The sequence below is a fragment of the Comamonas sp. w2-DMI genome, from assembly GCF_040187735.1.
In the GTDB taxonomy this organism is placed as follows: domain Bacteria; phylum Pseudomonadota; class Gammaproteobacteria; order Burkholderiales; family Burkholderiaceae_C; genus Comamonas; species Comamonas terrae.
Map to the genome: position 1 here is coordinate 178586 of NZ_JBANEL010000004.1, position 22076 is coordinate 200661.

Annotated in this window: 20 protein-coding genes; 13 read left to right on the top strand and 7 right to left on the bottom strand. The window is 67.2% G+C overall.

Translation table 11 applies throughout. The features are described 5' to 3' along the window. Window positions 1-89 precede the first annotated feature (89 nt). A complete protein-coding gene (locus tag V8Z74_RS06595; protein ID WP_066475852.1) occupies window positions 90-584 on the top strand; it encodes a GlcG/HbpS family heme-binding protein in 495 nt (164 codons plus the stop codon). Between the two features lie 229 nt (window positions 585-813). Then, complete coding sequence (locus tag V8Z74_RS06600; protein WP_349708614.1) at window positions 814-1485, top strand: outer membrane protein; 672 nt, start codon at window positions 814-816, stop codon at window positions 1483-1485. Between the two features lie 66 nt (window positions 1486-1551). Here V8Z74_RS06600 and V8Z74_RS06605 read toward each other — a convergent pair whose 3' ends face one another. The 5 genes from V8Z74_RS06605 to V8Z74_RS06625 form a co-directional block, all read right to left on the bottom strand. Next, window positions 1552-2535, bottom strand: a complete 984-nt coding sequence (locus V8Z74_RS06605; RefSeq protein WP_349708615.1) for a Bug family tripartite tricarboxylate transporter substrate binding protein — start codon at window positions 2533-2535, stop codon at window positions 1552-1554. Between the two features lie 219 nt (window positions 2536-2754). Then, entirely contained in the window at window positions 2755-4164 is a 1410-nt protein-coding gene (dbpA, locus tag V8Z74_RS06610) for an ATP-dependent RNA helicase DbpA (protein WP_349708616.1), read from the bottom strand. Window positions 4165-4220: 56 nt separating this feature from the next. After that, window positions 4221-5990 (bottom strand): dipeptidase, encoded by a 1770-nt coding sequence (locus tag V8Z74_RS06615; protein WP_349708617.1) that lies wholly within the window; start codon window positions 5988-5990, stop codon window positions 4221-4223. Window positions 5991-6018: 28 nt separating this feature from the next. Beyond that, on the bottom strand, window positions 6019-6474 hold the full coding sequence (dtd, locus tag V8Z74_RS06620) for a D-aminoacyl-tRNA deacylase (protein WP_349708618.1): 456 nt from the start codon (window positions 6472-6474) through the stop codon (window positions 6019-6021). 24 nt (window positions 6475-6498) lie between these two features. Then, entirely contained in the window at window positions 6499-7494 is a 996-nt protein-coding gene (locus tag V8Z74_RS06625; RefSeq protein WP_066476196.1) for a cation diffusion facilitator family transporter, read from the bottom strand. A gap of 178 nt (window positions 7495-7672) precedes the next feature. Between V8Z74_RS06625 and V8Z74_RS06630 the strand changes: the two genes are divergently transcribed. The 8 genes from V8Z74_RS06630 to V8Z74_RS06665 all read left to right on the top strand — a co-directional run bounded on the left by V8Z74_RS06630 (window position 7673) and on the right by V8Z74_RS06665 (window position 16780). Beyond that, complete coding sequence (locus V8Z74_RS06630; protein WP_066475840.1) at window positions 7673-9712, top strand: putative bifunctional diguanylate cyclase/phosphodiesterase; 2040 nt, start codon at window positions 7673-7675, stop codon at window positions 9710-9712. A 57-nt stretch (window positions 9713-9769) separates the two neighbouring features. After that, the gene (locus V8Z74_RS06635; RefSeq protein ID WP_066475837.1) at window positions 9770-11218 is read left to right on the top strand and encodes an AMP nucleosidase; all 1449 of its coding nucleotides are present in this window, start codon (window positions 9770-9772) and stop codon (window positions 11216-11218) included. An 11-nt stretch (window positions 11219-11229) separates the two neighbouring features. After that, window positions 11230-12402, top strand: a complete 1173-nt coding sequence (locus V8Z74_RS06640) for a GGDEF domain-containing protein (protein ID WP_349708619.1) — start codon at window positions 11230-11232, stop codon at window positions 12400-12402. Window positions 12403-12508: 106 nt separating this feature from the next. Further along, complete coding sequence (locus tag V8Z74_RS06645) at window positions 12509-13357, top strand: 3-hydroxybutyryl-CoA dehydrogenase (protein WP_349708620.1); 849 nt, start codon at window positions 12509-12511, stop codon at window positions 13355-13357. A gap of 101 nt (window positions 13358-13458) precedes the next feature. Next, window positions 13459-14274 carry a crotonase/enoyl-CoA hydratase family protein gene (locus V8Z74_RS06650; RefSeq protein WP_349708621.1) on the top strand — a complete coding sequence of 272 codons (816 nt, stop codon included), beginning with the start codon at window positions 13459-13461 and terminating at the stop codon, window positions 14272-14274. Window positions 14275-14295: 21 nt separating this feature from the next. Continuing rightward, a complete protein-coding gene (locus V8Z74_RS06655; RefSeq protein WP_349708622.1) occupies window positions 14296-15630 on the top strand; it encodes a serine hydrolase domain-containing protein in 1335 nt (444 codons plus the stop codon). 193 nt (window positions 15631-15823) lie between these two features. After that, complete coding sequence (locus tag V8Z74_RS06660; RefSeq protein ID WP_066475829.1) at window positions 15824-16300, top strand: MarR family winged helix-turn-helix transcriptional regulator; 477 nt, start codon at window positions 15824-15826, stop codon at window positions 16298-16300. A gap of 63 nt (window positions 16301-16363) precedes the next feature. After that, window positions 16364-16780, top strand: a complete 417-nt coding sequence (locus V8Z74_RS06665) for an organic hydroperoxide resistance protein (RefSeq protein WP_349708623.1) — start codon at window positions 16364-16366, stop codon at window positions 16778-16780. Here the strand turns inward: V8Z74_RS06665 and V8Z74_RS06670 are convergent. Further along, the gene (locus V8Z74_RS06670) at window positions 16729-17478 is read right to left on the bottom strand and encodes a 2'-5' RNA ligase family protein (protein WP_349708624.1); all 750 of its coding nucleotides are present in this window, start codon (window positions 17476-17478) and stop codon (window positions 16729-16731) included. The genes V8Z74_RS06665 and V8Z74_RS06670 overlap by 52 nt on opposite strands. A 154-nt stretch (window positions 17479-17632) precedes the next feature. Here V8Z74_RS06670 and V8Z74_RS06675 point away from each other — a divergent pair, with 154 nt between their 5' ends. Next, the gene (locus tag V8Z74_RS06675) at window positions 17633-18661 is read left to right on the top strand and encodes a serine/threonine protein kinase (protein WP_349708625.1); all 1029 of its coding nucleotides are present in this window, start codon (window positions 17633-17635) and stop codon (window positions 18659-18661) included. An 81-nt stretch (window positions 18662-18742) separates the two neighbouring features. Next, window positions 18743-20101 (top strand): esterase-like activity of phytase family protein, encoded by a 1359-nt coding sequence (locus tag V8Z74_RS06680; protein WP_349708626.1) that lies wholly within the window; start codon window positions 18743-18745, stop codon window positions 20099-20101. A 27-nt stretch (window positions 20102-20128) separates the two neighbouring features. On the opposite strand, the gene V8Z74_RS06685 is transcribed toward V8Z74_RS06680, so the two are convergent. Continuing rightward, on the bottom strand, window positions 20129-20569 hold the full coding sequence (locus V8Z74_RS06685) for a hypothetical protein (RefSeq protein WP_502879474.1): 441 nt from the start codon (window positions 20567-20569) through the stop codon (window positions 20129-20131). A 283-nt stretch (window positions 20570-20852) separates the two neighbouring features. Here V8Z74_RS06685 and V8Z74_RS06690 point away from each other — a divergent pair, with 283 nt between their 5' ends. Further along, a complete protein-coding gene (locus tag V8Z74_RS06690) occupies window positions 20853-22070 on the top strand; it encodes an MFS transporter (protein ID WP_349708627.1) in 1218 nt (405 codons plus the stop codon). The last annotated feature ends 6 nt before the right edge of the window (window positions 22071-22076 follow it).

Below are 22076 nucleotides of genomic sequence, written 5' to 3' on the forward strand. Positions count from 1 at the left end.
TACGGAGCGGTGCGCGTAGCCGGCCGCATTGGCGCCGGCGCGGCGCTTTTCTACAGTTGCGTTCATACCCATCCACCCGGAGAAAACGCATGAAACGCACCCTGACTCTCGCCGCACTGACCCTGGCCGCCCTGGCCGCAGGCACCGCCAACGCCCAGGCCGTGCGCACGGAAAAGAACATGTCGCTGGAGCTGGCCAACCAGATCGCCGCCCAGACCGTGGCCGCCTGCACCGCCAACGGCTATGCCGTGACCGCCACCGTGGTGGACCGCGCAGGTGGCGTGCGCGCCGTGCAGCGTGCCGACAACGCCGGCCCCCATACCGTGGAAGCCAGCTTCCGGAAGGCCTTCACCTCGGCATCGGCCAAGGCGCCAACGCTTGCCATCATGGAAAACGCCCAGAAGAACGCCGGCGCGGCCAACCTGACCGACATCCCCGGCTTCCTGCTGCTGGGCGGCGGCGTGCCCGTGAAGGCGGGCAACGAAGTGATCGGCGCCGTGGGCGTGGCCGGTGCACCCGGCGGCCACCTGGACGACCAGTGCGGCCAGGCCGCCCTGGCCAAGGTGCAGGACCTGCTGAAGTAAAACGACCTGCGCAAATTGGGTCCAAGCAAGAGCTTCGCCTCAAGGCAACAGCCTTGGGGCGACCTTTTTTGCGCAAGTCTTAGCAAAAGCTGCTAACACGACCCAGCAAACCGCAGGTTTGCGGTTGAGACGAGGCACGAAGCCGCAGACAGTTCAAAAGTACGGCAAGGCGAAGTAACGACGTATCAAGGGTTGTGTTAGCGGCTCCAAAGAGATAGAGGATTTTTTCGTGAAATTTCAACACATCGCCCCCCTGCTGATCCTGGCCGCCGCCGGCGGCGCCTGTGCCGACGACAGCTACTACGGCGCCCTGCGGATCAATTCCGCACGCTACAAGGCCCACGACATGGATTCCAGTGCCCGCCCCGGCCTGGGCCGGTTCGTGCCCGGCGACGACTCGCATACCGCCACGGGCGCCTCTCTGGCCCTGGGCTATCGGCTGCCGTCGAACTGGCGCGTGGAAGCCGAGTACACCCTGCCCAGGAACAACGAGTTCACCAGCGGCTCCACCAACTTCCCGACCAGCTTCAACCACCACAAGATCCGCTCGCAGCGCCTGATGGTCAATGCGTACAAGGACTTCCCCTTGAACGCCCGGTTCTCGCTGTACGGCACGGCCGGCCTGGGCCTGGCCCATCTGCAGTCCAGCGGCTGGCAGGGCAATCCGGGCCGCCAGTACTTCGGCGACTCCCAGAACAATCTGGCGTACGCGGTGGGCTTTGGCGTCACCTATTCGCCTGCCCGGAAAGTCAGCATCGACCTGGGATGGCGCTATGTCGACATGGGCAAGACCCAAAGCGGCGCCAACAACTTCGCCAACGTGCGCCGCCTGCAGGACGAGCAGATGCGCGCCAGGCTGACTTCCAGCGAAATCTCGGTCGGCCTGCGCTACAGCTTCTGATCCCCTCCGGCGCGAGCAAAGAAAAAGCGGCCTCAAGGCCGCTTTTTTGGCGGTGCGAAACGGCGCCTACTCCACACTCAGGCCGATGGCGCGTACCAGCTGCGCCACGCGCACATCGTCGCTGCGGATCTGCCGGGCAAAGACCTGCTGGCCTTCGCCCACGGGCGTGATGCCCTGCTGCAGCAAGGCCTGGCGCAGTTCCGGGTCCTTCAGGGCACGGTCGGTATCGCGGGCCACGGCCTGGACCACGGCAGCCGGCGTGCCCTTGGGCGCGAACAGGCCGAACCAGGCACCGGCCTCGAAGCCCTTGTAGGTCTCGGCCAGGGTCTGCACCTGGGGCAGCAAGGGGTGGCGCTGCAGCCCCGAGACCGCCAGCGCCGTGAGCTTGCCGCTCTGGATCTGCGCCAGTGCGGGCGCCACGGCCACCAGCATCACATCGACCTGGCCGGCCAGCACGTCCTGCAGGCCCTGGGGGCCGCCGCGATAGGGAATATGCGTGGCAAAGAATCCGGCGCGCTGCTTGAACTGTTCCATGGCCAGGTGCTGCGCGCCGCCGGTGCCCGACGAGGCATAGTTGACCTGGCCCGGATGCGCCTTGGCAAAGGCCACGAATTCCTTGAGCGTCCTGTAGCCCTTGCGCGGGTTGGCCACCAGCACGAAATCGGACTGGCCCAGCTTGGTCACCGGCACCAGATCGTTCCTGACGTCATAGGGCAGGTTGCGCTGCACATTGGGCATGATGGTGATGGCGCTGTCGCCGCCGACCAGCAGGGTATGGCCGTCGGCAGGCGCCCTGACCACGGCATCCACGGCCGCGACACCGCCGGCCGCGCCCTTGTTCTCCACCACCACGGCCTGCTTCCACTCCCTGGAAACCAGGCTGCCCACCTGGCGTGCCAGCAGGTCGGGCACGCTGCCCGCGCCGTTGGCCACCACCAGCTTGACGGGGCGCGCCGGAAATTCCGGCTGCTGGGCCATGGCCGCGCCCTGCACGCAGGTTGCGGCCAGCAGGACCCAAGCGGTGCGATTCAGAAAACGGGGCAGGTTCACGGCAAACTCCTTGGCGAAGGAGCGATTGTCAAAACAACTGCTTATTCTTCAAAATATCGTTTTCTAATTTTTTAATATCAAAAAAGAATTAGTGGTACTTTTTTCCGGCTTCCGCTGCTGTCCAGGATTGCCGCAACAAAAAAGCCTTCTCGCATGGAAGAAGGCTTTTTGATGGGCAGCCCGCGCTTGGCTGCATCGGGGAGGCTGACGGGGTCCTTTTTACAGCAGGCGCGCCTTCACGCTCTTGCCCTTGACGCGACCCGCATTGAGCTTGGCGCAGGCTGCCGAAGCGATCCTGCGGTCCACGGCCACATAGGTGGAGAAATCGTTGACGCTGATCTTGCCGATCTGCTCGCGCGCATAGCCGAAGTCGGCGCACATGGCTCCCATCACGTCGCCCGCGCGGATCTTTTCCTTGCGTCCGCCGATGATCTGGATGGTCATCATGGGCGGCAGCAGCTCGCCGCCGGCGGTGGGCGTGAGTTCGGCCACGGGATGGAACTCGGAAGCGCGGCCCTGCAGCTGCTCGATCTTGCCCACGCTGCCCATCTCGTCCATGCTGACCAGATTCAGCGCCAGGCCCTCGGCATCGCCGCGGCCCGTTCGGCCGATGCGGTGGATATGGACTTCGGGGTCGGGCGTGACATCCACGTTGATGACGGCCGACAGGTCGGCAATGTCGAGGCCGCGTGCCGCCACGTCGGTGGCGACCAGCACGCTGCAGCTTTTGTTGGCGAACTGCACCAGCACTTCGTCGCGCTCGCGCTGCTCCAGCTCCCCGAACAGCGCCAGCGCGCTGAAGCCCTGGGCCTGCAATGCGGCCACCACATCGCGGCATTGCTGCTTGGTGTTGCAGAAAGCGATCGTCGACTCGGGGCGGAAATGCGCCAGCAGGCGCGCCACCACGTCGACCTTCTCGCGCGCTTCCACCTCGTACCAGCGCTGCGCGATCTTGCCCGCGCTGTGCTGCGCCGCGACCTTGACCGTCTGCGGATCACGCATGAAGCGCTGGGCCAGGCCGGCAATGCCTTCGGGATAGGTGGCGGAGAACAGCAAGGTCTGGCGCTCGGCCGGGCACTGGCGCACCACGGTCTCGATGTCGCCCAGGAAACCCATGTCCAGCATGCGGTCGGCTTCGTCCAGCACCAGGGTCTTGAGATGGCCGATATCGAGCTTGCCGCGCTCCATCAGGTCCATCACGCGGCCCGGCGTGCCGACCACGATGTGGGCGCCATTTTCCAGTGAAGCGATCTGGTTGCGCGAAGGCACGCCGCCATAGACGGTGACGACCTTGATGTTGTCCTGCGCGCGCGCCAGGCGGCGGATTTCGGTGGCCACCTGGTCGGCCAGCTCGCGCGTGGGGCACAGCACCAGGCCCTGCACGGCAAACCAGCGCGGGTTCAGGCGCTCGACCATGGGCAGGCCGAAGGCCGCGGTCTTGCCGCTGCCCGTGCTGGCCTGGGCGATCAGGTCCTTGCCCTGCAGCGTGAGCGGCAGGCTGGCGGCCTGGATGGGCGTCATCTGCGCATAGCCGAGCTGCTGCAGATTGGCCAGCATTTCGGCAGACAGGGTCAGCGCCGAAAAAGCGGCGGGGTCAGTGGCCTTGGCGGCGCCGGAGGAGGTATTCATGGGGCTGAATTATCCCGGGACTGGGTTCGCCTGGCCATGCACCTCACACAAGACCTTCACTGCATCTGCTGCAGATTCCCGATGCGCACCAGCATCTCGGTGAACATCTGCATGTCGGTGCGCAGGTCGGGCAGTTCCTGGTATTCGAGCGCGTTGTGGGCCGTGTACTTCTTGCCGGGCATGGCGGGGCCGAAGTTGATGGCGTTGGGCATGAGCTTGGCGGTGGTGCTGCCGGCCGTGGGCACGGGCTTGGCATCGAGGCCGGTGGTATCGCCGAAGATGTTGAGCAGCGTGGCCAGCCAGGCGCCCTTCGGGTCGCGCGCCATCCAGTTGCCCTGGGTGTACTGCACCGCCACCGGCACCTTGGCGGCCTCGCTCCAGCGGGCGATGCCCTGCTCGACCTCGGCGCGCAGCTGCTCGGGCGTCTTGCCGCGCGGCATGCGCACGTTGGCGGTGACTTCGAGCTTGCCATCCACGGCCTGGATGAGATTGGGCGACAGCGTGAGCGGGCCCATGAAGTCGTCGGCATAGGCGACGCCCAGCTGCCTGCCGAAGTAGTCGAGGCCGAACACGCCGTTGATGTAGCGCACGGCTTGGCTGTACTGGTTGGTCTGCACCAGCGCCGCTTCCTGCGCGGGCATCAGCGTCTGCTGCAGGAACAGCGCCAGGCGCGGCACGGGGTTCACGCCCTCTTCGGGGCGCGAGCCATGGGCCGAGGTGCCGGTGACCTTGACGGTGACGGCGCCGCTGCCCGGCTGCACCTCGATGGCGAACTTGCCTTGGGCCTGGTGCTCGGCGATGAATGCGTCCTTCGCCTCGTTCAGGCGCTGCGCCACGGCGGCGAGCGCCGCCGCATCGCCGGCCGAGATGGTGGCGGTGGCCGTCTGCGCGATGGCATTGGCCGAGGCCGCGCCCGCCATGGCGATGATGGCGGGTCTGGCGGCATCGGCAGACGTATCCACGGGTACAGCGGCGAACACCGCCTTGAGCGCGCCCGAGCCCTTCTCGGCGACCACGGCCGGGTACTTGCTGTCGAGCACGATGTTGTACTCGGGCAGCCGGGTCCTGGCCTGGTAGTACTTCATCGCGTCGCCGCCGGTCTCCTCGGTGGTCTCGATCATCAGGCGGATGCCGCGCGCCAGCGGCAGGCCGCTGTCCTTGACGGCCTTCATCGCGTGCAGCACGGTGGCGATCGAGCCCTTGTCGTCGATGGTGCCGCGGCCGTAGAGCCGGTCGCCCACGCGCGTGACCTCGAAGGGGTTGATCTGCCTGCCGTCCAGCACCCATTCGGCGGGCACCACCGGCACCACGTCGGCATGGGTGAGGATGCCGAACTCCTCGCCGCCCTTTCCTGCCACGGTCGCGGGCAAGGTCACTTCGAAAATGCGGTTGTCCACGTTGCGGTAGCGCAAGCCGAAGTCGCGGGCCATGGACTCGACCAGCTTGCCGAAGTCGAGGATGGCCGGGCTCTCGTGCGGCGGCACCTTGGCGTCGCGCACCGTGGGCAGGGCCACCATGCGCTGCAGGCTGGCAAGCACCGCAGCTTCCTGCGTGAGCCGGGCGTAGGCGCCCAGCAGGCGGGCGATGTCGGCCAGCTCGTCGCCTGCCAGCGCCTCGCCGCCGGTATAGCGCTTGACGGCGGCGGCCACCGAGGGCTGGGCCTGGGCGGCCTGCTGCGCAAAGGCAGCGAAGCTGGCCGGGGCAGGCTTGGCCAGCAGCGCCTCGAGCGCGGGCTTCTTCAGCGTCTGTGCATGGGCCGGCAGGCCGCAGGCCAGGGAAGCCGCCAATGCGATGGCAAGCAGGGAACGGTTGCGGAAGTTGTTCATGGATGGATTCGGCAAGTGAAAGAGCCTGTCATGCCAGGGCGGAGGGCTCGATGCGCAATGGAATGGTCACAGGACCGTCGTTGACCAGATGCACCTGCATGTCGGCCGCGAATTCGCCGGTCTGCACCAGCGGATGCATCTGCCGCGCCCGATCCACGAAGTACTCATACAGGCGACGCCCCTCTTCGGGCACCGCCGCGCCGGTGAAGCTCGGCCGGTTGCCGCCGCGCGTGTCCGCGGCCAGCGTGAACTGGCTCACGACCAGCAGGCCGCCCGCCACATCCTGCACGCTGCGGTTCATCTTGCCGGCCTCGTCCTGGAAGATGCGCAGCTTGAGCAGCTTGGCCAGCAGCCTGTCGGCCTCCTGCTCGCTGTCGCCGCGCTCGGCGCAGACCAGGGCCAGCAAGCCCTGCTCTATCCGCCCGGTGATCCGGCCTTCGACTTCCACCCGCGCGCTGCGCACGCGCTGTATCACACTGATCATGCCACCCCACCTGTTGGAATCTTTTCACACCTGCCCTGGCGCCGCGGCCTGGGCATCCGGTTCCGCCGCAGCCGCGGCGGGTTCGGCCGCCGTCTCGCTGGCCGTGGCCATGCCCAGCGGCAACACCTCGATGCGCGCGTACAGGCCGGGCACGGCCTGCAGCAGCGCCGCCTCGATCTCGGTGCGCAATTGTGCCGCGCGCTGCACGCTCCACTGGCCGGGCACATGCATGTGCAGGTCGACAAAGCTGCGCTCGCCGGCCTGGCGGCTCGAGACATTGTCGAAGACCACGCCATCGACGCTCCGGGCATAGCCGTCCAGCAGCGTGTCGATCTTCAGGCGCTGGGGCGCGCCCAGCGCCTGGTCCATCAACCCCTGCGAGGACTGCCAGACCAGCTGCGCGCCCTGCACGCAGATGTGGGCCGCCACGCCCAGGGCCACCAGCGCATCCAGCCACAGCCAGCCGGTCCAGGCCGCGGCCAGCAGCCCTCCGACAACGCCCACCGAAGTCCAGACATCGGCGAACAGGTGCTTGGCATCGCCGATCAGCGCCATGGAGCGGTATTTGCGCGCCGAGCGCAGCATGACCCAGGCCAGCAGGCCGTTGAACCCCGTGCTGACCAGCGACAGCACCAGGCCCCAGCTCAGCTGCTCCAGCGGCTGCGGATTCCACAGGCGCGACAGCGCCGCCCAGGCAATGGCCAGGCTCGCGCCTATGACCAGCACCCCCTCGAAGCCGGCCGAAAAGTATTCGGCCTTGTGGTGCCCGTAGGGATGCTCGGTATCGGCAGGCCGCTTGGCCACGGTGACCATGGTCAATGCGAACATGGCGCCGGCGAGGTTCACGAAGGATTCCAGCGCATCGGACAGCAGCCCGACCGAGCCTGTCAGCCACCAGGCCAGCGTCTTGAGCACAATGGTGACCACGGCCACCACCACAGACAGGCGCAGCAGCTTGTGGGGCTGCATCCAGTCGTCAGGATCCGGGGAGGAGAATGATGAAAGCGTCATATGAGACATCATCGGATATTTTTCATGGCAAGAACCCGGGCAACTCGCATGCTGGCGCGCCTGCCCGCATGCGAAAAAATGCTGGTGCAAAGAACGCAGTTGGGTAAACATTTGTATCAGCGGCATGCCGTTCTGATAAAAAGCCATGATCTCGCAATAAATTCAATCGGCTGAGGAGGCGCAGCCCATGAAAGACAGCGACTCCATATTGCAACTGATCGCGGACACCACGCCCGCCCTGCTGGCCTATTTCGATGCCAGGACGCTGCGCTGCCGCTTCGCCAACGCCAGCTATGCCAGTTACTTCGGCTTCACGATACAGAGCATCGTGGGCCGGACCGTGCAGGAAATCGCCGGCGATGCCGTCTGGCAGGAAGTGCAGGCCTATTTCCCGCGCGTGCTCGTGGACCGGCAGTCCGTGCGCTACACGCGCAAGGTGGAGCGCGACACGGGAGAGACGCAATACCTGGAAACCGTGCTGCGCCCCCACATCGACAACGGCGAATTCAAGGGCCTGGTGGCCTTGGTCACGGACGTCAGCCACCACTACCGCATGGCCCAGCAGATGCGGGCCAGCGAAGAGCGCATGCGCAAGTTCGCCGAGATCACCACCGAGGCCATCGTGGTGCACCAGGGCGGCATCATCATGGACGGCAACGATGCCCTGGCCCGGCTGACCGGCTATCCGCTGGACGCGCTGCGCGGACGCCACGTGCTGGAATACATCGCCCCCGAATACCGCGCCCAGGCCCTGGAGCACGGCCGCAGCGGCGGCGAGGACTGCTATGAGTCCATGATCGTGCACAAGAGCGGGCGCCATATTCCGGTGGAGGTGGAGGGCAAATCCATGCCGGGTGCGGAGCGCGATTCGCGCATCGTGCTGCTGCGCGACCTGACCGCCAGCCGGCAGGTGCAGGAGCACATGGACTTCTTGGCGCAGCACGACCTGCTGACCCGGCTGCCCAACCGGGCCCGCCTGAACCAGCTCATGAAGAATGCGCTTGCGCAGGCCACGGTCCGGCAGGAAAGGCTGGCCATTCTGTCAATCGACATCGACCATTTCAAGGCCGTCAACGACTCGCTGAGCCACCATGCGGGCGACCTGCTGCTGTGCGAAGTGGCACGGCGCCTGAGCGCCACGGTCCGCGCCCAGGATATCGTCGCCCGCATGGGCGGCGACGATTTCGTGGCGGTGCTGACCGGCGACCCGACCCCGCAGGAGGCCGAAGCCATGGCCACCCGTCTGTGCCAGGCCATCGAAGCGCCCTGCGACATCGACGGCACCCAGTTCGTGGTGTCGCTGAGCATGGGCATTGCCATGTTCCCCGGCAACGGCGACACGCCCGAGATGCTGCTGGGCAATGCCGAGGCCGCCATGCACATGGCCAAGGACATCGGGCGCAGATCCTTCCAGTTCTATACCTCCACGCTGGAGAGCCGCTCCACCCGGATGCTGATGCAGGAGCAGCTGCTGCGCCGCGCCGTGGAGCAAGGCGAGCTGGAACTGCACTACCAGCCGCAGATCGCCACCGCTGACGGCACGCTGACGGGCCTGGAAGCGCTGGTGCGCTGGCGCCATCCGCAGCGGGGCCTGGTCTATCCGAACGAATTCATCGGCCTGGCGGAAGACCTGGGCATGATCTCCGAAGTCGGCCGCTGGGTGCTGCGCGAAGCCTGCCGCCAGGTCAAGGTCTGGCAGGATGCCGGCTTTCCCGTGGTGCCGGTGGCCATCAATCTTTCCGCGCAGGAATTCCTCCAGCGCGACGTGGCCCGGGATGTGGCCGAAGCCCTGTGGGAAACAGGGCTCGAGGCGCGCTACCTGCACATCGAGCTGACGGAATCCACACTGATGCAATCCGGCGGACAGATGTCCGACACCCTGCACGCGCTCAAGGCACTGGGCGTGAGCCTGGCCATCGACGATTTCGGCACCGGCTATTCTTCCCTGGCCTACCTGCGCCGCCACCCCATCGACAAGCTCAAGATCGACCGCTCTTTCGTCACCGACGTGCCGCGCGACGCGGACGCCACGGCCATCGTCAACGCCATCGTGCAGATGAGCCACAGCCTTCACCTGCAGATCGTAGCCGAAGGCGTGGAGACGCAGGAGCAGCTCGACCTGCTGCGCAGCCTGCACTGCACGACGGCGCAAGGCTATCTGATTTCCCGACCGTTGCCGGCCGACCAGACCCAGGCCTGGATGTCGCAACACCTTCACAAGTCCTGAAGAAAATAGTGCATGACCCTGCATACCCCAGCCTCCTCGCTTAGAACCAGCACCACCATGCACACCGATGCGCAGCAGGCGCTCGAGCATGTGCAGCAGCTTTATCGCGAACAGATCGAGCACCTGCGCTCGGCCATGCAGCGCTTCGTGGCCGGGGAGACCCCGGTCGCTCCCGTGCATGCCTACTACCCGTTCGTGCGCCTGAAGACCACCACCGTGGCGCGGGCCGACACCAAGCTCACCTACGGCTTCGTCGAAGGCCCGGGCACCTACGAAGCCACGCTCACGCGTCCCGACCTGTTCGCCCATTACTATGGCGACCAGTTCCGCCTGCTCATCCAGCACCACGGCGTGCCGCTGGAAGTGGGCCTGAGCGACAAGCCCATTCCCATCCATTTCTCGTTCGCCGACAACGACTATGTGGAAGGCACGCTCTCGGCCGAGCGGCGCCTGCTCATGCGCGACGTGTTCGACCTGCCGGACCTGGAGTCCATGGACGACGGCATCGCCAACGGCACCTGGCGCGCCCAGCCCGGCGAGGCCCTGCCGCTGTCGCTGTTCACCGCGCCGCGCGTGGACTACTCGCTGCACCGCCTGCGCCACTACACGGGCACGGCGCCCGAGTGGTTCCAGAACTTCGTGCTGTTCACCAACTACCAGTTCTACATCGACGAATTCATCCGCCTGGGCCATGCCGAGATGGCCAACGAGAACAGCGAATACATCGCCTTCATCGAGCCCGGCAACGTGGTCACGCGCCGCAAGGGGCTGCCGGCAGAAACGGTGGACGAACTGGGCGCCGCTCCGCCGCGCCTGCCGCAGATGCCCGGCTACCACCTGGTGCGCGCCGACCACAGCGGCATCACCATGGTCAACATCGGCGTGGGCCCGGCCAATGCCAAGACCATCACCGACCACATCGCCGTGCTGCGCCCGCATGCCTGGATGATGCTGGGCCACTGCGCGGGCCTGCGCAACAGCCAGCAGCTGGGCGACTATGTGCTGGCCCATGCCTATGTGCGCGAGGACCATGTGCTGGACGAGGAGCTGCCGCTGTGGGTGCCGATCCCCGCGCTGGCCGAGATCCAGGTGGCACTGCAGCAGGCCGTGGCCGATGTCACGCAGATGGAGCGGGCCGATCTCAAGCGCATCATGCGCACCGGCACCGTGGCCAGCACCGACAACCGCAACTGGGAGCTGCTGCCCGACAACCTGCCCCAGCGCCGCTTCAGCCAGAGCCGCGCCGTGGCGCTGGACATGGAGAGCGCCACCATCGCGGCCAATGGCTTCCGCTTCCGCGTGCCCTACGGCACGCTGCTGTGCGTGAGCGACAAGCCGCTGCACGGCGAGATCAAGCTTCCCGGCATGGCGAACCACTTCTACCGCGAGCGCGTGGACCAGCATCTGCGCATCGGCATGCGGGCGGTGGACATACTGCGCGAAGGCGGCTCGGACCGCCTGCACAGCCGCAAGCTGCGCAGCTTCGACGAAGTGGCCTTCCAGTAAGCCCTTGCGCCATGCCCCCCCTCGACTTCTTTTCCATGACGGCGGTGGTGGCAGTCAACCTGCTGGCCATCGCCTTCGTGCTGCCCTGGAGCATGGGGCACCAGGTCGATGCGCCGGCGCGGCATGCCCAGCGCTTTTTCCTGCTGCAGGGGCTGGCGTGGATCGTGATTCTGGTGGCCTCGCGCCATCCTGTCCGTCCCTGGATCGACATACTGCCGTTCCTGGCCGCCAGCATCTCCATGTGGGCCCTATGGCAGCTGAGCCGGGCGCTCGTGGGCTGGCTAGGACCGCGGTCGCTGCTGCTCGAGCGCGGCCTGCTGCTGATGTGCATGGCCGGCCCGCTGGGCTTCGTGGTGCTGGTCAACCACATGGACTATCGCCTGGCCTGGTTCAGCCTCTGCCATGGCCTGGGCGTGGCCCTGGCGGCCTGCATGGCGCTGCGGCCGAGAAAGCGCGTGGCGCGCGGCTGGCGCTACATGATGTTCGGCATCGGCATGGTCATGGCCGCCAGCCTGCTCATGCGCAGCGTACTGGCCCTGGAGACGCCCTGGCTGCCCTTCTTCACCGCCGACTCGCCGGCCAACCACGGTTTTGCGCTGGTCGCGCCGTTCTGCACCACGCTGCTGCTGATCGCCATCCTCGTGGCCTGGCGCGACGAGGCCAACCAGAAGCTGCGCGACATGGCCCTGCAGGACGCGCTCACCGGCCTGGCCAACCGCCGCAGCCTGGAGACCCAGGGCCAGCACATGCTCAAGCGCGCCATGCGCGAAGGGCTGCCGCTGTCGCTGGTGATGCTGGACCTGGACTATTTCAAGGGTTTCAACGACCGCTACGGCCATGTGGTCGGCGACCAGGCCCTGCAGTTGCTGGCGCGCACGCTGCAGAAGCAGACACGGGGCGACGAGCTGGCCGCGCGCTGGGGCGGCGAGGAGTTCTGCCTGCTGGTCTATGCCAGCCCCGACGAGGTGCAAGCCTTGTGCATGCGCCTGAAGTCGGCGCTGCTGCTGGGCTCCCGGCTGGAGCTGGCGTTCGAGCTGTGCTTCAGCGCCGGCTGCGCCCACGCGGAGAGCGTCTGGGAAGGGCTGACGCTGGAGCAGATGCTGGCGCAGGCCGACAAGGCGCTATACCAGGCCAAGCATCTGGGCCGCAGCCGCTGGGAAACCGTGATCCTTTCCCCCTCCTGATACCGCGGCGTCGCCGAGGCGGCACGGCGCATGCCCGACTGCGGCGGACGCATCCCCGAACCCCGCTAAGATTTTCAGGTTCTTTCAATACCTGGAGACTGCAATCATGACAATTCAGACCGTAGGCATCGTCGGTGCCGGCACCATGGGCAACGGCATCGCCCAGGCCTGCGCCGTATCGGGCATCGACGTGGTGATGGTGGACATTTCGGATGCCGCCGTGCAAAAAGGCCTGGCCACCGTGGCCGGCAGCCTGGACCGCCTGATCAAGAAGGAAAAGATCACCGAGGCCGACAAGGGCGCCGCGCTGGCACGCATCAAAACCTCGACCCGCTACGACGACCTGAAGTCCGCCCAGCTGGTCATCGAGGCCGCGACCGAGAACTTCGACCTCAAGGTCAAGATCCTCCAGCAGCTCGACGCGCTGCTCAGCCAGGACGTGATCGTCGCCACCAACACCTCGTCCATCTCCATCACCCAGCTGGCCGCAGTGACCCAGCGCGCCGACCGCTTCATCGGCATGCACTTCTTCAACCCCGTGCCCATGATGGCGCTGGTGGAAATCATCGTCGGCCTGCAGACCAGCGAAGCAACGCACGCCACGGTCAAGGCCCTGTCCGAGCGCCTGGGCAAGAGCCCCATCACCGTCAAGAACGCCCCGGGCTTCGTGGTCAACCGCATCCTGGTGCCCATGATCAACGAGGCCTTCTTCGTGCTGGCCGAAGGCCTGGCCTCGGCCGAGGACATCGACGCCGGCATGAAGCTGGGCTGCAACCAGCCCATCGGCCCGCTGGCCCTGGCCGACATGATCGGCCTGGACGTGTGCCTGGCCGTGATGGAGGTCTACCTCAAGGAGTTCGGCGACAGCAAGTACCGCCCCTGCCCGCTGCTCAAGGAAATGGTGGCCGCCGGCCGCCTGGGCCGCAAGACCGGCCGCGGCGTCTACAGCTACTGAACGGCCTGCGGCGGCATGGGCCGGCGCGCCCATGCCGCACGTCTTCTGCGCGACTGCGCCCGCCGGCGGCCTGGACTAAGGTCCACGCGCAGGAGACAAGCATGGACATCAACACCCCGACCCCGCCTCCCGAAGGCTGCATCAGCTGCGAAGTCCGCGGCCATGTGCTGCTGATCGGCATCAACCGCCCGGCCAAGCGCAACGGCTGGACGCCCCCCATGTTCCGGCAGCTGGCCGAAGCCTATACGCGGCTGGATGACGATCCCGAGCTGCGCGTGGGCCTGCTGCACGCCTTCGGCAGCCATTTCACGGCCGGGCTGGACCTGCCCGTGATGGCCGAATTCCTGCGTTCGGGCAAAAAAGCCATTCCCCCGGGCCTGGTCGAGCCCCACGACTACGGCCTGACCGGCTACCGCCGCCGCGCCAAGCCCATGGTGGCGGCGGTCCAGGGCATTTGCTTTACCGTGGGCATCGAGCTGATGCTGGGCGCCGATATCGTGGTCGCAGCCGACGACTGCCGCTTCGCGCAGATGGAGGTGCAGCGCTGCATCATGCCCACGGGCGGCGCCACGCTGCGCATGGCCGAGCGCGCCGGCGTGGGCAATGCCATGCTGCATCTGCTCACGGGCGACGAATTCGACAGCGCCGAAGCCTACCGCTGCAATTTCGTGCAGAAGGTCGTGCCCGCGGGCCGGCAGCTGGACGAGGCCTGGCGCATTGCCGAGCGCATTGCGCTGCAGGCGCCGCAGGCCGTGGTGGCCACGCGCCTGAACGTGCTCAAGGCCATAGAACTGGGGCAGGCCGCCGCCGTGGCAGACTTCATTCCCGTGCAGCAGCGCCTGGCCCACAGCGAGGACGCGGCCGAAGGCGTGCGCTCCTTTGTCGAGAAACGCCCCGCACGCTTTACCGGCAGATAAGAACCCTCCAGGGAGACAACCATGAGTTCCAAAGGTTTTGCTCGCCAAGCGCTTTTCCCGCTTGCGCTGGCAGCTCTTGTTTCTATAGCACACGGACAGACGGCGGCCCAGGCCCTGCCCGACCCGGCCAGCACCACGGTCCAGGCCATGGGATGGATGCAGGGCTTTCCGCCGCCACCCGACAAGGTCCTCACCTTCGACAATCCCGCCGTCAACGTCTATCCGCGCACGCGCTGGTCCTTCTCGCATATCCGCGAACTGGTGCCCACGGCCAATGTCTGGCGCGGCAGCGCGGCGCCCAGCCCTCTGCCCAGGGCCGCGCGGGCGCCCGACCTGGACAGCGTGCGCTTCAAGGCCATGGGCACGGGCGAGGAGCTGACTTTCGCCCAGTCGCTGGAGCGCAACTACACGGACGGCATCCTGGTGCTGCACAAGGGCCAGGTCGTGTATGAGAAATACTTCGGCGCGCTCACGCCCGAACGCCCGCACATCGCCATGTCGGTCACCAAGTCCTTCGTGGGCACGCTGGCCGCGCTGCTGGCGCACGAAGGCACGCTGGACCCCGGCGCTCCTGTCACGCGCTACCTGCCCGAACTCAAGGACACGGCCTATGGCGACGCCACGGTGCGCCAGGTCATGGACATGACGATCGGCGTGCACTACTCCGAGAACTATGCGGACCCCAAGGCCGAGATCTGGGACTATGCGCGCGCCGGCGGCATGCTGCCCCAGGGCCGCGACTATGCAGGCCCCAGGACCTTCTATGAGTTCCTGCAGACGCTCAAGAAGGAAGGCGAGCACGACCAGGCCTTTGCGTACAAGACCGTCAACGCCGAGGTGCTGGCCTGGGTGGTGCGCCGCGCCAGCGGCAAGTCGCTGGCCCAGCTGCTGTCCGAGCGCATCTGGAGCCGCATCGGCGCCGAGCAGGACGCCTTCTTCATGGTGGACCGCATCGGCACGGAGTCGGGCGGCGGCGGCCTCAACACCACGCTGCGGGACCTGGCGCGCTTTGGCGAGATGATGCGCAACAACGGCCGCGCCGCCGACGGCCGGCAGGTGCTGCCGCGCGCCGTGGTGGACGACATCCGCAACGGCGGCGACCGCGCCAAGTTCGCCAAGGCCGGCTATGCCACGCTGCCCGGCTGGTCCTACCGCAACATGTGGTGGGTCTCGCACAACGCCGATGGCGCCTACACGGCGCGCGGCATCCACGGCCAGACCATCTACATCGATCCCAAGGCCCAGATGGTGATCGTGCGCTACGCGGCCCACCCCATCGCGGCCAACGCGGCCATCGATCCCCTGAGCCTGCCCGCCTACCAGGCCGTGGCCGACGCACTGATGGCCGCCCAGTAGGCGCCAGAAACCGCGGTCCCGACAGCGGACGCGCGCTTCATTGCCAACCGGCGGGCGGGCAGGCGCAGCCTCCCGCCCTTCACCGCCAGCCGCGCCATGGCGACCCTTTGCTCCGGCTGCTTTCCACCCTTGCCCGGGCATGGTTTTGGCATTTAAATTGCACGCAATTAAATTGCCGGCAATAATTCACCCCATGCGAACCGGCCAAGACCTTCTCCCCGATACCTCCGAGCTACTGCGCCTGGACAATCAGGTCTGCTTTGCCCTGTACTCGGCGTCGCTGGCCATGACCAAGCTCTACAAGCCTCTGCTTGAAGCCATAGGCCTGACCTACCCGCAATATCTGGTCATGCTGGTGCTCTGGGAAGGCGACCGGCTCACGGTCTCGGAGCTGGGCGAGCGCCTGACCCTGGATTCGGGCACGCTCACGCCGCTGCTCAAGCGGCTCGAGGCCGCGGGCCTGCTGGCGCGGCTGCGCGATGCCGAAGACGAGCGCCGCGTGCGCATCGTGCTCACCGAAGCCGGCCGTGCGCTGCGCGCCGAAGCCGAAAAGATTCCCGCCTGCGTGCTGCAAAGCACGCAATGCACGCTTCCCGAATTGCAGGCCCTCACGGGCCAGCTCAGCGCACTGCGCGAGCGGCTGGCGCCGCGCCGCAGCAGCTCCGGCTGACACCGGAGCGCCGATTTCCTCCACCCGCCCGCATGGCCGGGCACTCTTGCAAAGGAAGACACCATGGCACAGCTCGACAAAGTTCTCTACACCGCCCACGCCCACACCACCGGCGGCCGCGAAGGTGCCTCGCGCACCGATGACGGCCGCCTGGACATCCAGCTGTCCTCGCCCGGCGGCGCCGGCAAGGGCACCAATCCCGAGCAGCTGTTCGCGGCCGGCTATTCCGCCTGCTTCATCGGCGCCATGAAGGCCGTGGCCGCACGCCAGAAGATCACGCTGCCCCAGGACCTGTCGGTGGACGCCGAGGTGGACCTGGGCCCCGTGGGCGAAGTGTTCGGCATTGCCGTGCGCATGACCATCCACCTGCCCGGCATGGACAAGGCCGCGGCCCAGCAGCTGGTGGATGCCGCCCACCAGGTCTGCCCCTACTCCAACGCCACGCGCGGCAACATCGGCGTGCAGCTGACCGTCGCCTGACCGCCGGCCTGCTCCAGATCGCCGAACAGGGCACCGGGCGCTGCCGCATAGCGGCCGGTCTGCAGGTCGAACCAGCCTTCGGCCTGCAGCGGCCCGGCGATGTCCTGCGCGGCGTAGCGCACCAGCGCCAGCGCCCGCACTTCCACATGCATGGCTTTCCTGGCCACGCCTGCGGCCCCGAGACACGCCACGGCCTGCCGCAAGGGCATGGCCACCGCATAGTGGCCCAGCGTCACATGGGGCACATAGCGCCAGCCTGCGCGCAGCGCCTCCTGCGCAATGCCGTCCAGCACCGCATGCCAGCGCGCCAGCACACCGGCGCCCTCTTCCACCGCCAGATACGGCACCGTCGTGAAGCTTCCCGCGCCCCGCACCTGCACGGCAAACGGCCCGCCGCCCGATTCCCGCCAATGCGTTGCCAAGCGCGCAATATCGGCCCGCAGCCCGGCATGGCCGTACTCGGCCGGCGCATCCGGCCCGCCGCCGCACAGCCCGCGATAGGCCAGCGTGATATGGGGCTGGCGCGCATAGCGCGGCAACAGGGCCCGGGCCAGCGCCTTCCGCCCCCGGGCCACGGCGGCAGCCACTTCGGGCACATCGGCGCAGGCCACCCAGACCGCGCACCAGGGGCTGCCCCGGTGCCATTCGGCAAAGTCGCGGTCCTCGCAGGGCTGGGAGATCGGGGGAGCTGCACGCATGGTGTGCCAGTGTGCCAGCGCGCGGCACATGAAAAACCATAGCTGGCAGCGCCTTGCCTTTCTCGTATTCAGGGCATAAACCATCCACAAGCAAGGAATGGCAAACGCCCGAAGCTCCCGATTCAAGAGCACACAAAGACGCGACAATGCAGGCATGAGCCCCAACGACGACCATCCCTATGCCGCCCTCACGCCGGACTGCGTGATCGACGCGCTGTGCGCCACCGGCCTGCTGCCCGACGGGCGGCTCACGCCGCTGAGTTCCTACGAGAACCGCGTCTATCTCGCGCACCTGGACTCGGGCGAGAAGGTGGTGGCCAAGTTCTACCGGCCCGGCCGCTGGAGCCGTGCGCAGATCGAGGAAGAGCATGCGTTCTCGCAGGAGCTGGCCGATGCCGAGATACCGGTGGTCGCGCCGCTCAAGCTGCTGGACCGCAGCGTGCACGAGCATGCGGGCTTTCTGTTCAGCGTCAGCCCCTGGCGCGGCGGACGCCGGCCCGAGCTCGACGACTGGGAAGTGCTGGAGTGGACCGGCCGCTTTCTCGCCCGCATCCACACCGAAGGCTCGGCCAGGCCGTTTGTGCACCGCCCGACGCTCGACCTGCGCAGCTTCGGCTTCGAATCCATGGGTTATCTGCTGGAGCACGACATGGTGGCGCTGGAAGTGCGCAACCGCTGGGAGCAGGCCTGCGAGCAGGCCCTGCACCTGATCGCACCGGCCGCGGACGGGCTCAGCCAGGCCGGCCATTTCGGCCTGCAAAGCGCCAGCCATATCCGCCTGCACGGCGACTGCCATCCGGGCAACATCCTGTGGACGCCGCTGGACGACGAGGGCCGGGGCGGCCCGCACTTCGTGGACCTGGACGATGCGCGCATGGGCCCGGCCGTGCAGGACCTGTGGATGCTGCTCTCGGGCGAGCGCGCTCAGCAGACACAGCAGCTGTCGGCCCTGCTCGAAGGCTATGAGCAGTTCCGTCCCTTCGACCGGCGCGAGCTGGCCCTGATCGAGCCGCTGCGCACGCTGCGCCTGATCCACTACAGCGCCTGGCTGGCGCGGCGCTGGCAGGACCCGATCTTCGCCATCAATTTCCCCTGGTTCGGCACCGCCGACTACTGGCGCAGCCAGGTGGACATGCTCCACGAGCAGATCGAGGCCATCCAGCGGGAGCCGCTGTACGCCTGAAGCATGCCGGGCCCTGGGGGTTTCATGACACCGTCATGTTCGGCAGGCAACTTGCCGGCTTCCGTTTTCATGAATTCCCCCATGCTTGCTTTCAAGACACTCACCGCGGCCGCCGTGGCCGGCACCCTGCTCGGCCTGGGCGCACAGGCCCAGCAGGTGTATCCGGCCACGCTGGCCGGCCATGCCGTGCTGCCGGCCCAGTCCTTTGTTCCGGCTCCCAAGGATGCCCCGGCCGACCTGCAGGCCAGCGGAAAGTTCACGACCGCGCAGCGCACCGAACAGGTGGGCAGCATCGAAGGGCTGTCCAACGGCCGTCCCACGGGCGTTTCGCTGCCCTTCAAGGGCCAGCCGCTGCAAGGCCATTCGGGCATCAAGCACATGGCAGACGGCACGTTCTGGGTGCTCACCGACAACGGCGCCGGCGCCAAGGCCAATTCGCCGGACTTCATGCTCTACCTCAACCACTACAAGGTGGATTTCCAGAGCGGCCGGTTCCAGCGCCTGAAGACCGTTTTCCTGCACGACCCCGACAAGAAGGTGCCGTTTCGCATCGTCCATGAAGGCACGAAGCAGCGCTACCTGACCGGCTCGGACTTCGACCCCGAGAGCTTCCAGTTCGCGGGCGGCGCGCTGTGGATCGGCGAGGAGTTCGGGCCCTATCTGATCAAGGCCGACCTGAACGGCAAGGTGCTGGGCGTTTTCGAGACCCGGGTGGACGGCAGGCCCGTGCGCTCGCCCGACTATCCGGGTACGGTGGCACCCGGCGCGCCGGACGCGAAGATGTCCGCCTTCCAGATCAAGCGCTCCAAGGGCTTCGAGGGCATGGCCGCCTCCAAGGACGGCAGCAAGCTCTATGCGCTGCTCGAAGGCCCGGTCTGGAACGAGGAGGCCAGGGCCTATGAAGCGGTGGAGGACGGCAGGCAGTTCCTGCGCGTGCTGGAGTTCGACGTGAAGTCGGAACAATGGACGGGCCGCCACTGGAAGTACGTGCTCGAAGGCAACAGCCATGCCATCGGCGACTTCAACATGATCGATGCCACGACCGGCCTGGTCATCGAGCGCGACAACGGCGAAGGCACGGCCGACAAGGCCTGCCCGCAAGGCGAAAAGCGCAAGGACTGCTTCGACGACACGGCCAGGTTCAAGCGTGTCTACAAGGTGGAGCTGTCCGATGCGAACGCGGGCGGCAAGCTGCGCAAGATCGGCTACATCGACCTCATGAACATCCAGGACCCGCAGCGCATCGCGAAGAAGCCGCTGAATGCCGGCGTCTTCACCTTCCCGTTCTTCACCATCGAGAACGTGGACGTGGTCGATGCCAGCCACATCGTGGTCGGCAACGACAACAACCTGCCGTTCAGCTCCAGCCGCGAGCCCAATCGCGCGGACGACAACGAGCTGGTGCTGCTGGAAGCCGGCGACTTCCTGAAGGCGCGCTGACCGGACCGCCGATCAGGGCGCTGTTCTTCAGCAGCGCCCTTCGGCCTTGCAAGCGGGCACGGGCTGCCCGCTGGCATCGCGCCACTGGATCTGGCCGGGTTCGGTGGCGAGCTGGGCGGGCGCAGCCGGCTCCGCCCTGGCATTGCGCGGGTCGTGCAGCACCGTGGAAGTGCCCACGCCTACGCCGACATTCGCGCCGCCCACGCCCGTGGACGCCCCCACGCCCGCGCTGCCCAGCACCTGGCCGCGCTGGTTCACGCCCACGCCGACGCCCAGCGGCCCGACACCCGTGCCCACGCCGGCGCTCAGGCCGCCGCTGCCCATTCCCACGCCCACCGAGAACGGCCCCACGGGAATGCCCACACCCACGCCGGCACCGACCGAGCCGCAGCCGGCCAGCACGGCCGCCAGCCCCGCGGCCAGGGCCGTGCGCCCGATTCCCCTGATTCCTGTCCGCATGCCTGCCATGGCGAATTTCGCGGGCGCCTGCGCGCCCCTTTCCGTGCTTTCGTTCATAACGTCCCTATCCTGCCGTCCATTGTGACCCGCTTGCGATCCGCCAGCGCCGGCCACCGCTTCTGCCCGACTGCCGCGCCGGCATTACCTTCCTGAGGCCGGGGGCTCACGGGCGGCCGCCAGCCGGTGCCGTCCGCCCTTTCTACAATCGCTCCAGCTGAGCCCATGCGGTCCCCGGTTCCAGCGCAGGGACGGGGACATGCCGGCCGGCGCAACGCTTTCTCCTCCATTCATCATGCAATCCAAGTGGACGCCCTATCCGTGGGTGTGCTTTTCCATGTGCGTGGGCGTCATGGGCACGGCCCTGGCCAGCCCGCTGTACCCGCTCTACCAGCAGGCCTGGGGCCTGCAGCCCAGCCACATCACGCAGATCTTCGTGGCCTATATGTTCGGCGCGCTGGCCAGCCTGCTGTTCCTGGGCCGGCTGACGGACCGCTTCGGCTTCATGGCCGTGCTGCGCGCGGGCCTGATCCTGATGACGCTGGGCGTGGGCAGTTCGGCCCTGGCCTGGGACGTGCCCAGCTTCTCGGTCTGCCGCTTCGTCATCGGCGTGGCCTCGGGAATGATCACCACCTCGGCCTCGGTGGGCATGACCCGGCTCAACAACAAGGGCGACCTGCAGCGCGCCGCCGCCACGACCAGCCTGACCATCGCCTTCGGCTTCGGCCTCGGACCCGTGGTGGGCGGGCTGATGGCGCAATGGGTGCCCGCACCTCTGAAGACGGCCTATGTGCCTTCGCTGGCACTGGGCCTGCTGGCCATCTATGCACTGTTCCAGGTGCGCCTGCCGGCGCAGCCCGCCGGCACGGCAGCCCCGGCCGCCGCGCCGCGCTTCTCGTTCAGGGACGTGCAGCCCGCGCTCTCGCAGCCGCGCAAGCCCTTTTTGCGCCACTACGCGCTGGGCTGCATGGCCGCGTTCTCGGCCTTCGGCATGTTCAGCCTGTTCGCCTCTCTGGCGCCCAGCTTCATGGAGCACATGGTGCCCTGGCACGGGCCGGCGGTCTCGGGCCTGTCCATCGGCATCATCCTGTTCCTGTCGGCCATCGTGCAGCTGATCGCCCGGCCCTATGCAACCAAGGGCGTGGCCATCGCCGGCTTCTTCGCGCTGACGGCCTGCAACCTGCTCCTGCTGGTCAACACCTTCGCGGGCTCGCCCTGGCTGTTTGCGCTGTGCGTGGCCGCCACGGCGGCCGGCCACGGCATGTGCAACCTGGCGGGCATGTCCATCGTCAACAAGGTGTCCAAGCCCGCCAGCCGCACCGGCCTGCTGTCCACCTATCTGATCGTGGGCTATCTGGGCACGATTTTCCCCATCCTGGGCCTGGGCTGGCTGTCGGATGCCATCGGCCTGACGCGGGCGCTGGCCGTGTTCTGCATCTGCCTGGGCCTGCTCACCGCATTCCTGGGCGCCCTGTGCATCCGTGCGCGCGTGCTGCCGGTTCCACGCCAGTAAACCATC

Bases quoted from the DNA above. Each gene is read 5' to 3' on its own strand.
- V8Z74_RS06685 (WP_502879474.1), bottom strand. From the start codon at position 20,569: ATGGCAGGCATGCGGACAGGAATCAGGGGAATCGGGCGCACGGCCCTG.
- V8Z74_RS06670 (WP_349708624.1), bottom strand. From the start codon at position 17,478: ATGCGTGCAGCTCCCCCGATCTCCCAGCCCTGCGAGGACCGCGACTTT.
- V8Z74_RS06675 (WP_349708625.1), top strand. From the start codon at position 17,633: ATGAGCCCCAACGACGACCATCCCTATGCCGCCCTCACGCCGGACTGC.
- V8Z74_RS06650 (WP_349708621.1), top strand. From the start codon at position 13,459: ATGGACATCAACACCCCGACCCCGCCTCCCGAAGGCTGCATCAGCTGC.
- V8Z74_RS06625 (WP_066476196.1), bottom strand. From the start codon at position 7,494: ATGTCTCATATGACGCTTTCATCATTCTCCTCCCCGGATCCTGACGAC.
- V8Z74_RS06665 (WP_349708623.1), top strand. From the start codon at position 16,364: ATGGCACAGCTCGACAAAGTTCTCTACACCGCCCACGCCCACACCACC.
- V8Z74_RS06690 (WP_349708627.1), top strand. From the start codon at position 20,853: ATGCAATCCAAGTGGACGCCCTATCCGTGGGTGTGCTTTTCCATGTGC.
- V8Z74_RS06640 (WP_349708619.1), top strand. From the start codon at position 11,230: ATGCCCCCCCTCGACTTCTTTTCCATGACGGCGGTGGTGGCAGTCAAC.
- V8Z74_RS06615 (WP_349708617.1), bottom strand. From the start codon at position 5,990: ATGAACAACTTCCGCAACCGTTCCCTGCTTGCCATCGCATTGGCGGCT.
- V8Z74_RS06630 (WP_066475840.1), top strand. From the start codon at position 7,673: ATGAAAGACAGCGACTCCATATTGCAACTGATCGCGGACACCACGCCC.
- dbpA (WP_349708616.1), bottom strand. From the start codon at position 4,164: ATGAATACCTCCTCCGGCGCCGCCAAGGCCACTGACCCCGCCGCTTTT.
- V8Z74_RS06635 (WP_066475837.1), top strand. From the start codon at position 9,770: ATGCACACCGATGCGCAGCAGGCGCTCGAGCATGTGCAGCAGCTTTAT.
- V8Z74_RS06595 (WP_066475852.1), top strand. From the start codon at position 90: ATGAAACGCACCCTGACTCTCGCCGCACTGACCCTGGCCGCCCTGGCC.
- dtd (WP_349708618.1), bottom strand. From the start codon at position 6,474: ATGATCAGTGTGATACAGCGCGTGCGCAGCGCGCGGGTGGAAGTCGAA.
- V8Z74_RS06655 (WP_349708622.1), top strand. From the start codon at position 14,296: ATGAGTTCCAAAGGTTTTGCTCGCCAAGCGCTTTTCCCGCTTGCGCTG.
- V8Z74_RS06660 (WP_066475829.1), top strand. From the start codon at position 15,824: ATGCGAACCGGCCAAGACCTTCTCCCCGATACCTCCGAGCTACTGCGC.
- V8Z74_RS06645 (WP_349708620.1), top strand. From the start codon at position 12,509: ATGACAATTCAGACCGTAGGCATCGTCGGTGCCGGCACCATGGGCAAC.
- V8Z74_RS06680 (WP_349708626.1), top strand. From the start codon at position 18,743: ATGCTTGCTTTCAAGACACTCACCGCGGCCGCCGTGGCCGGCACCCTG.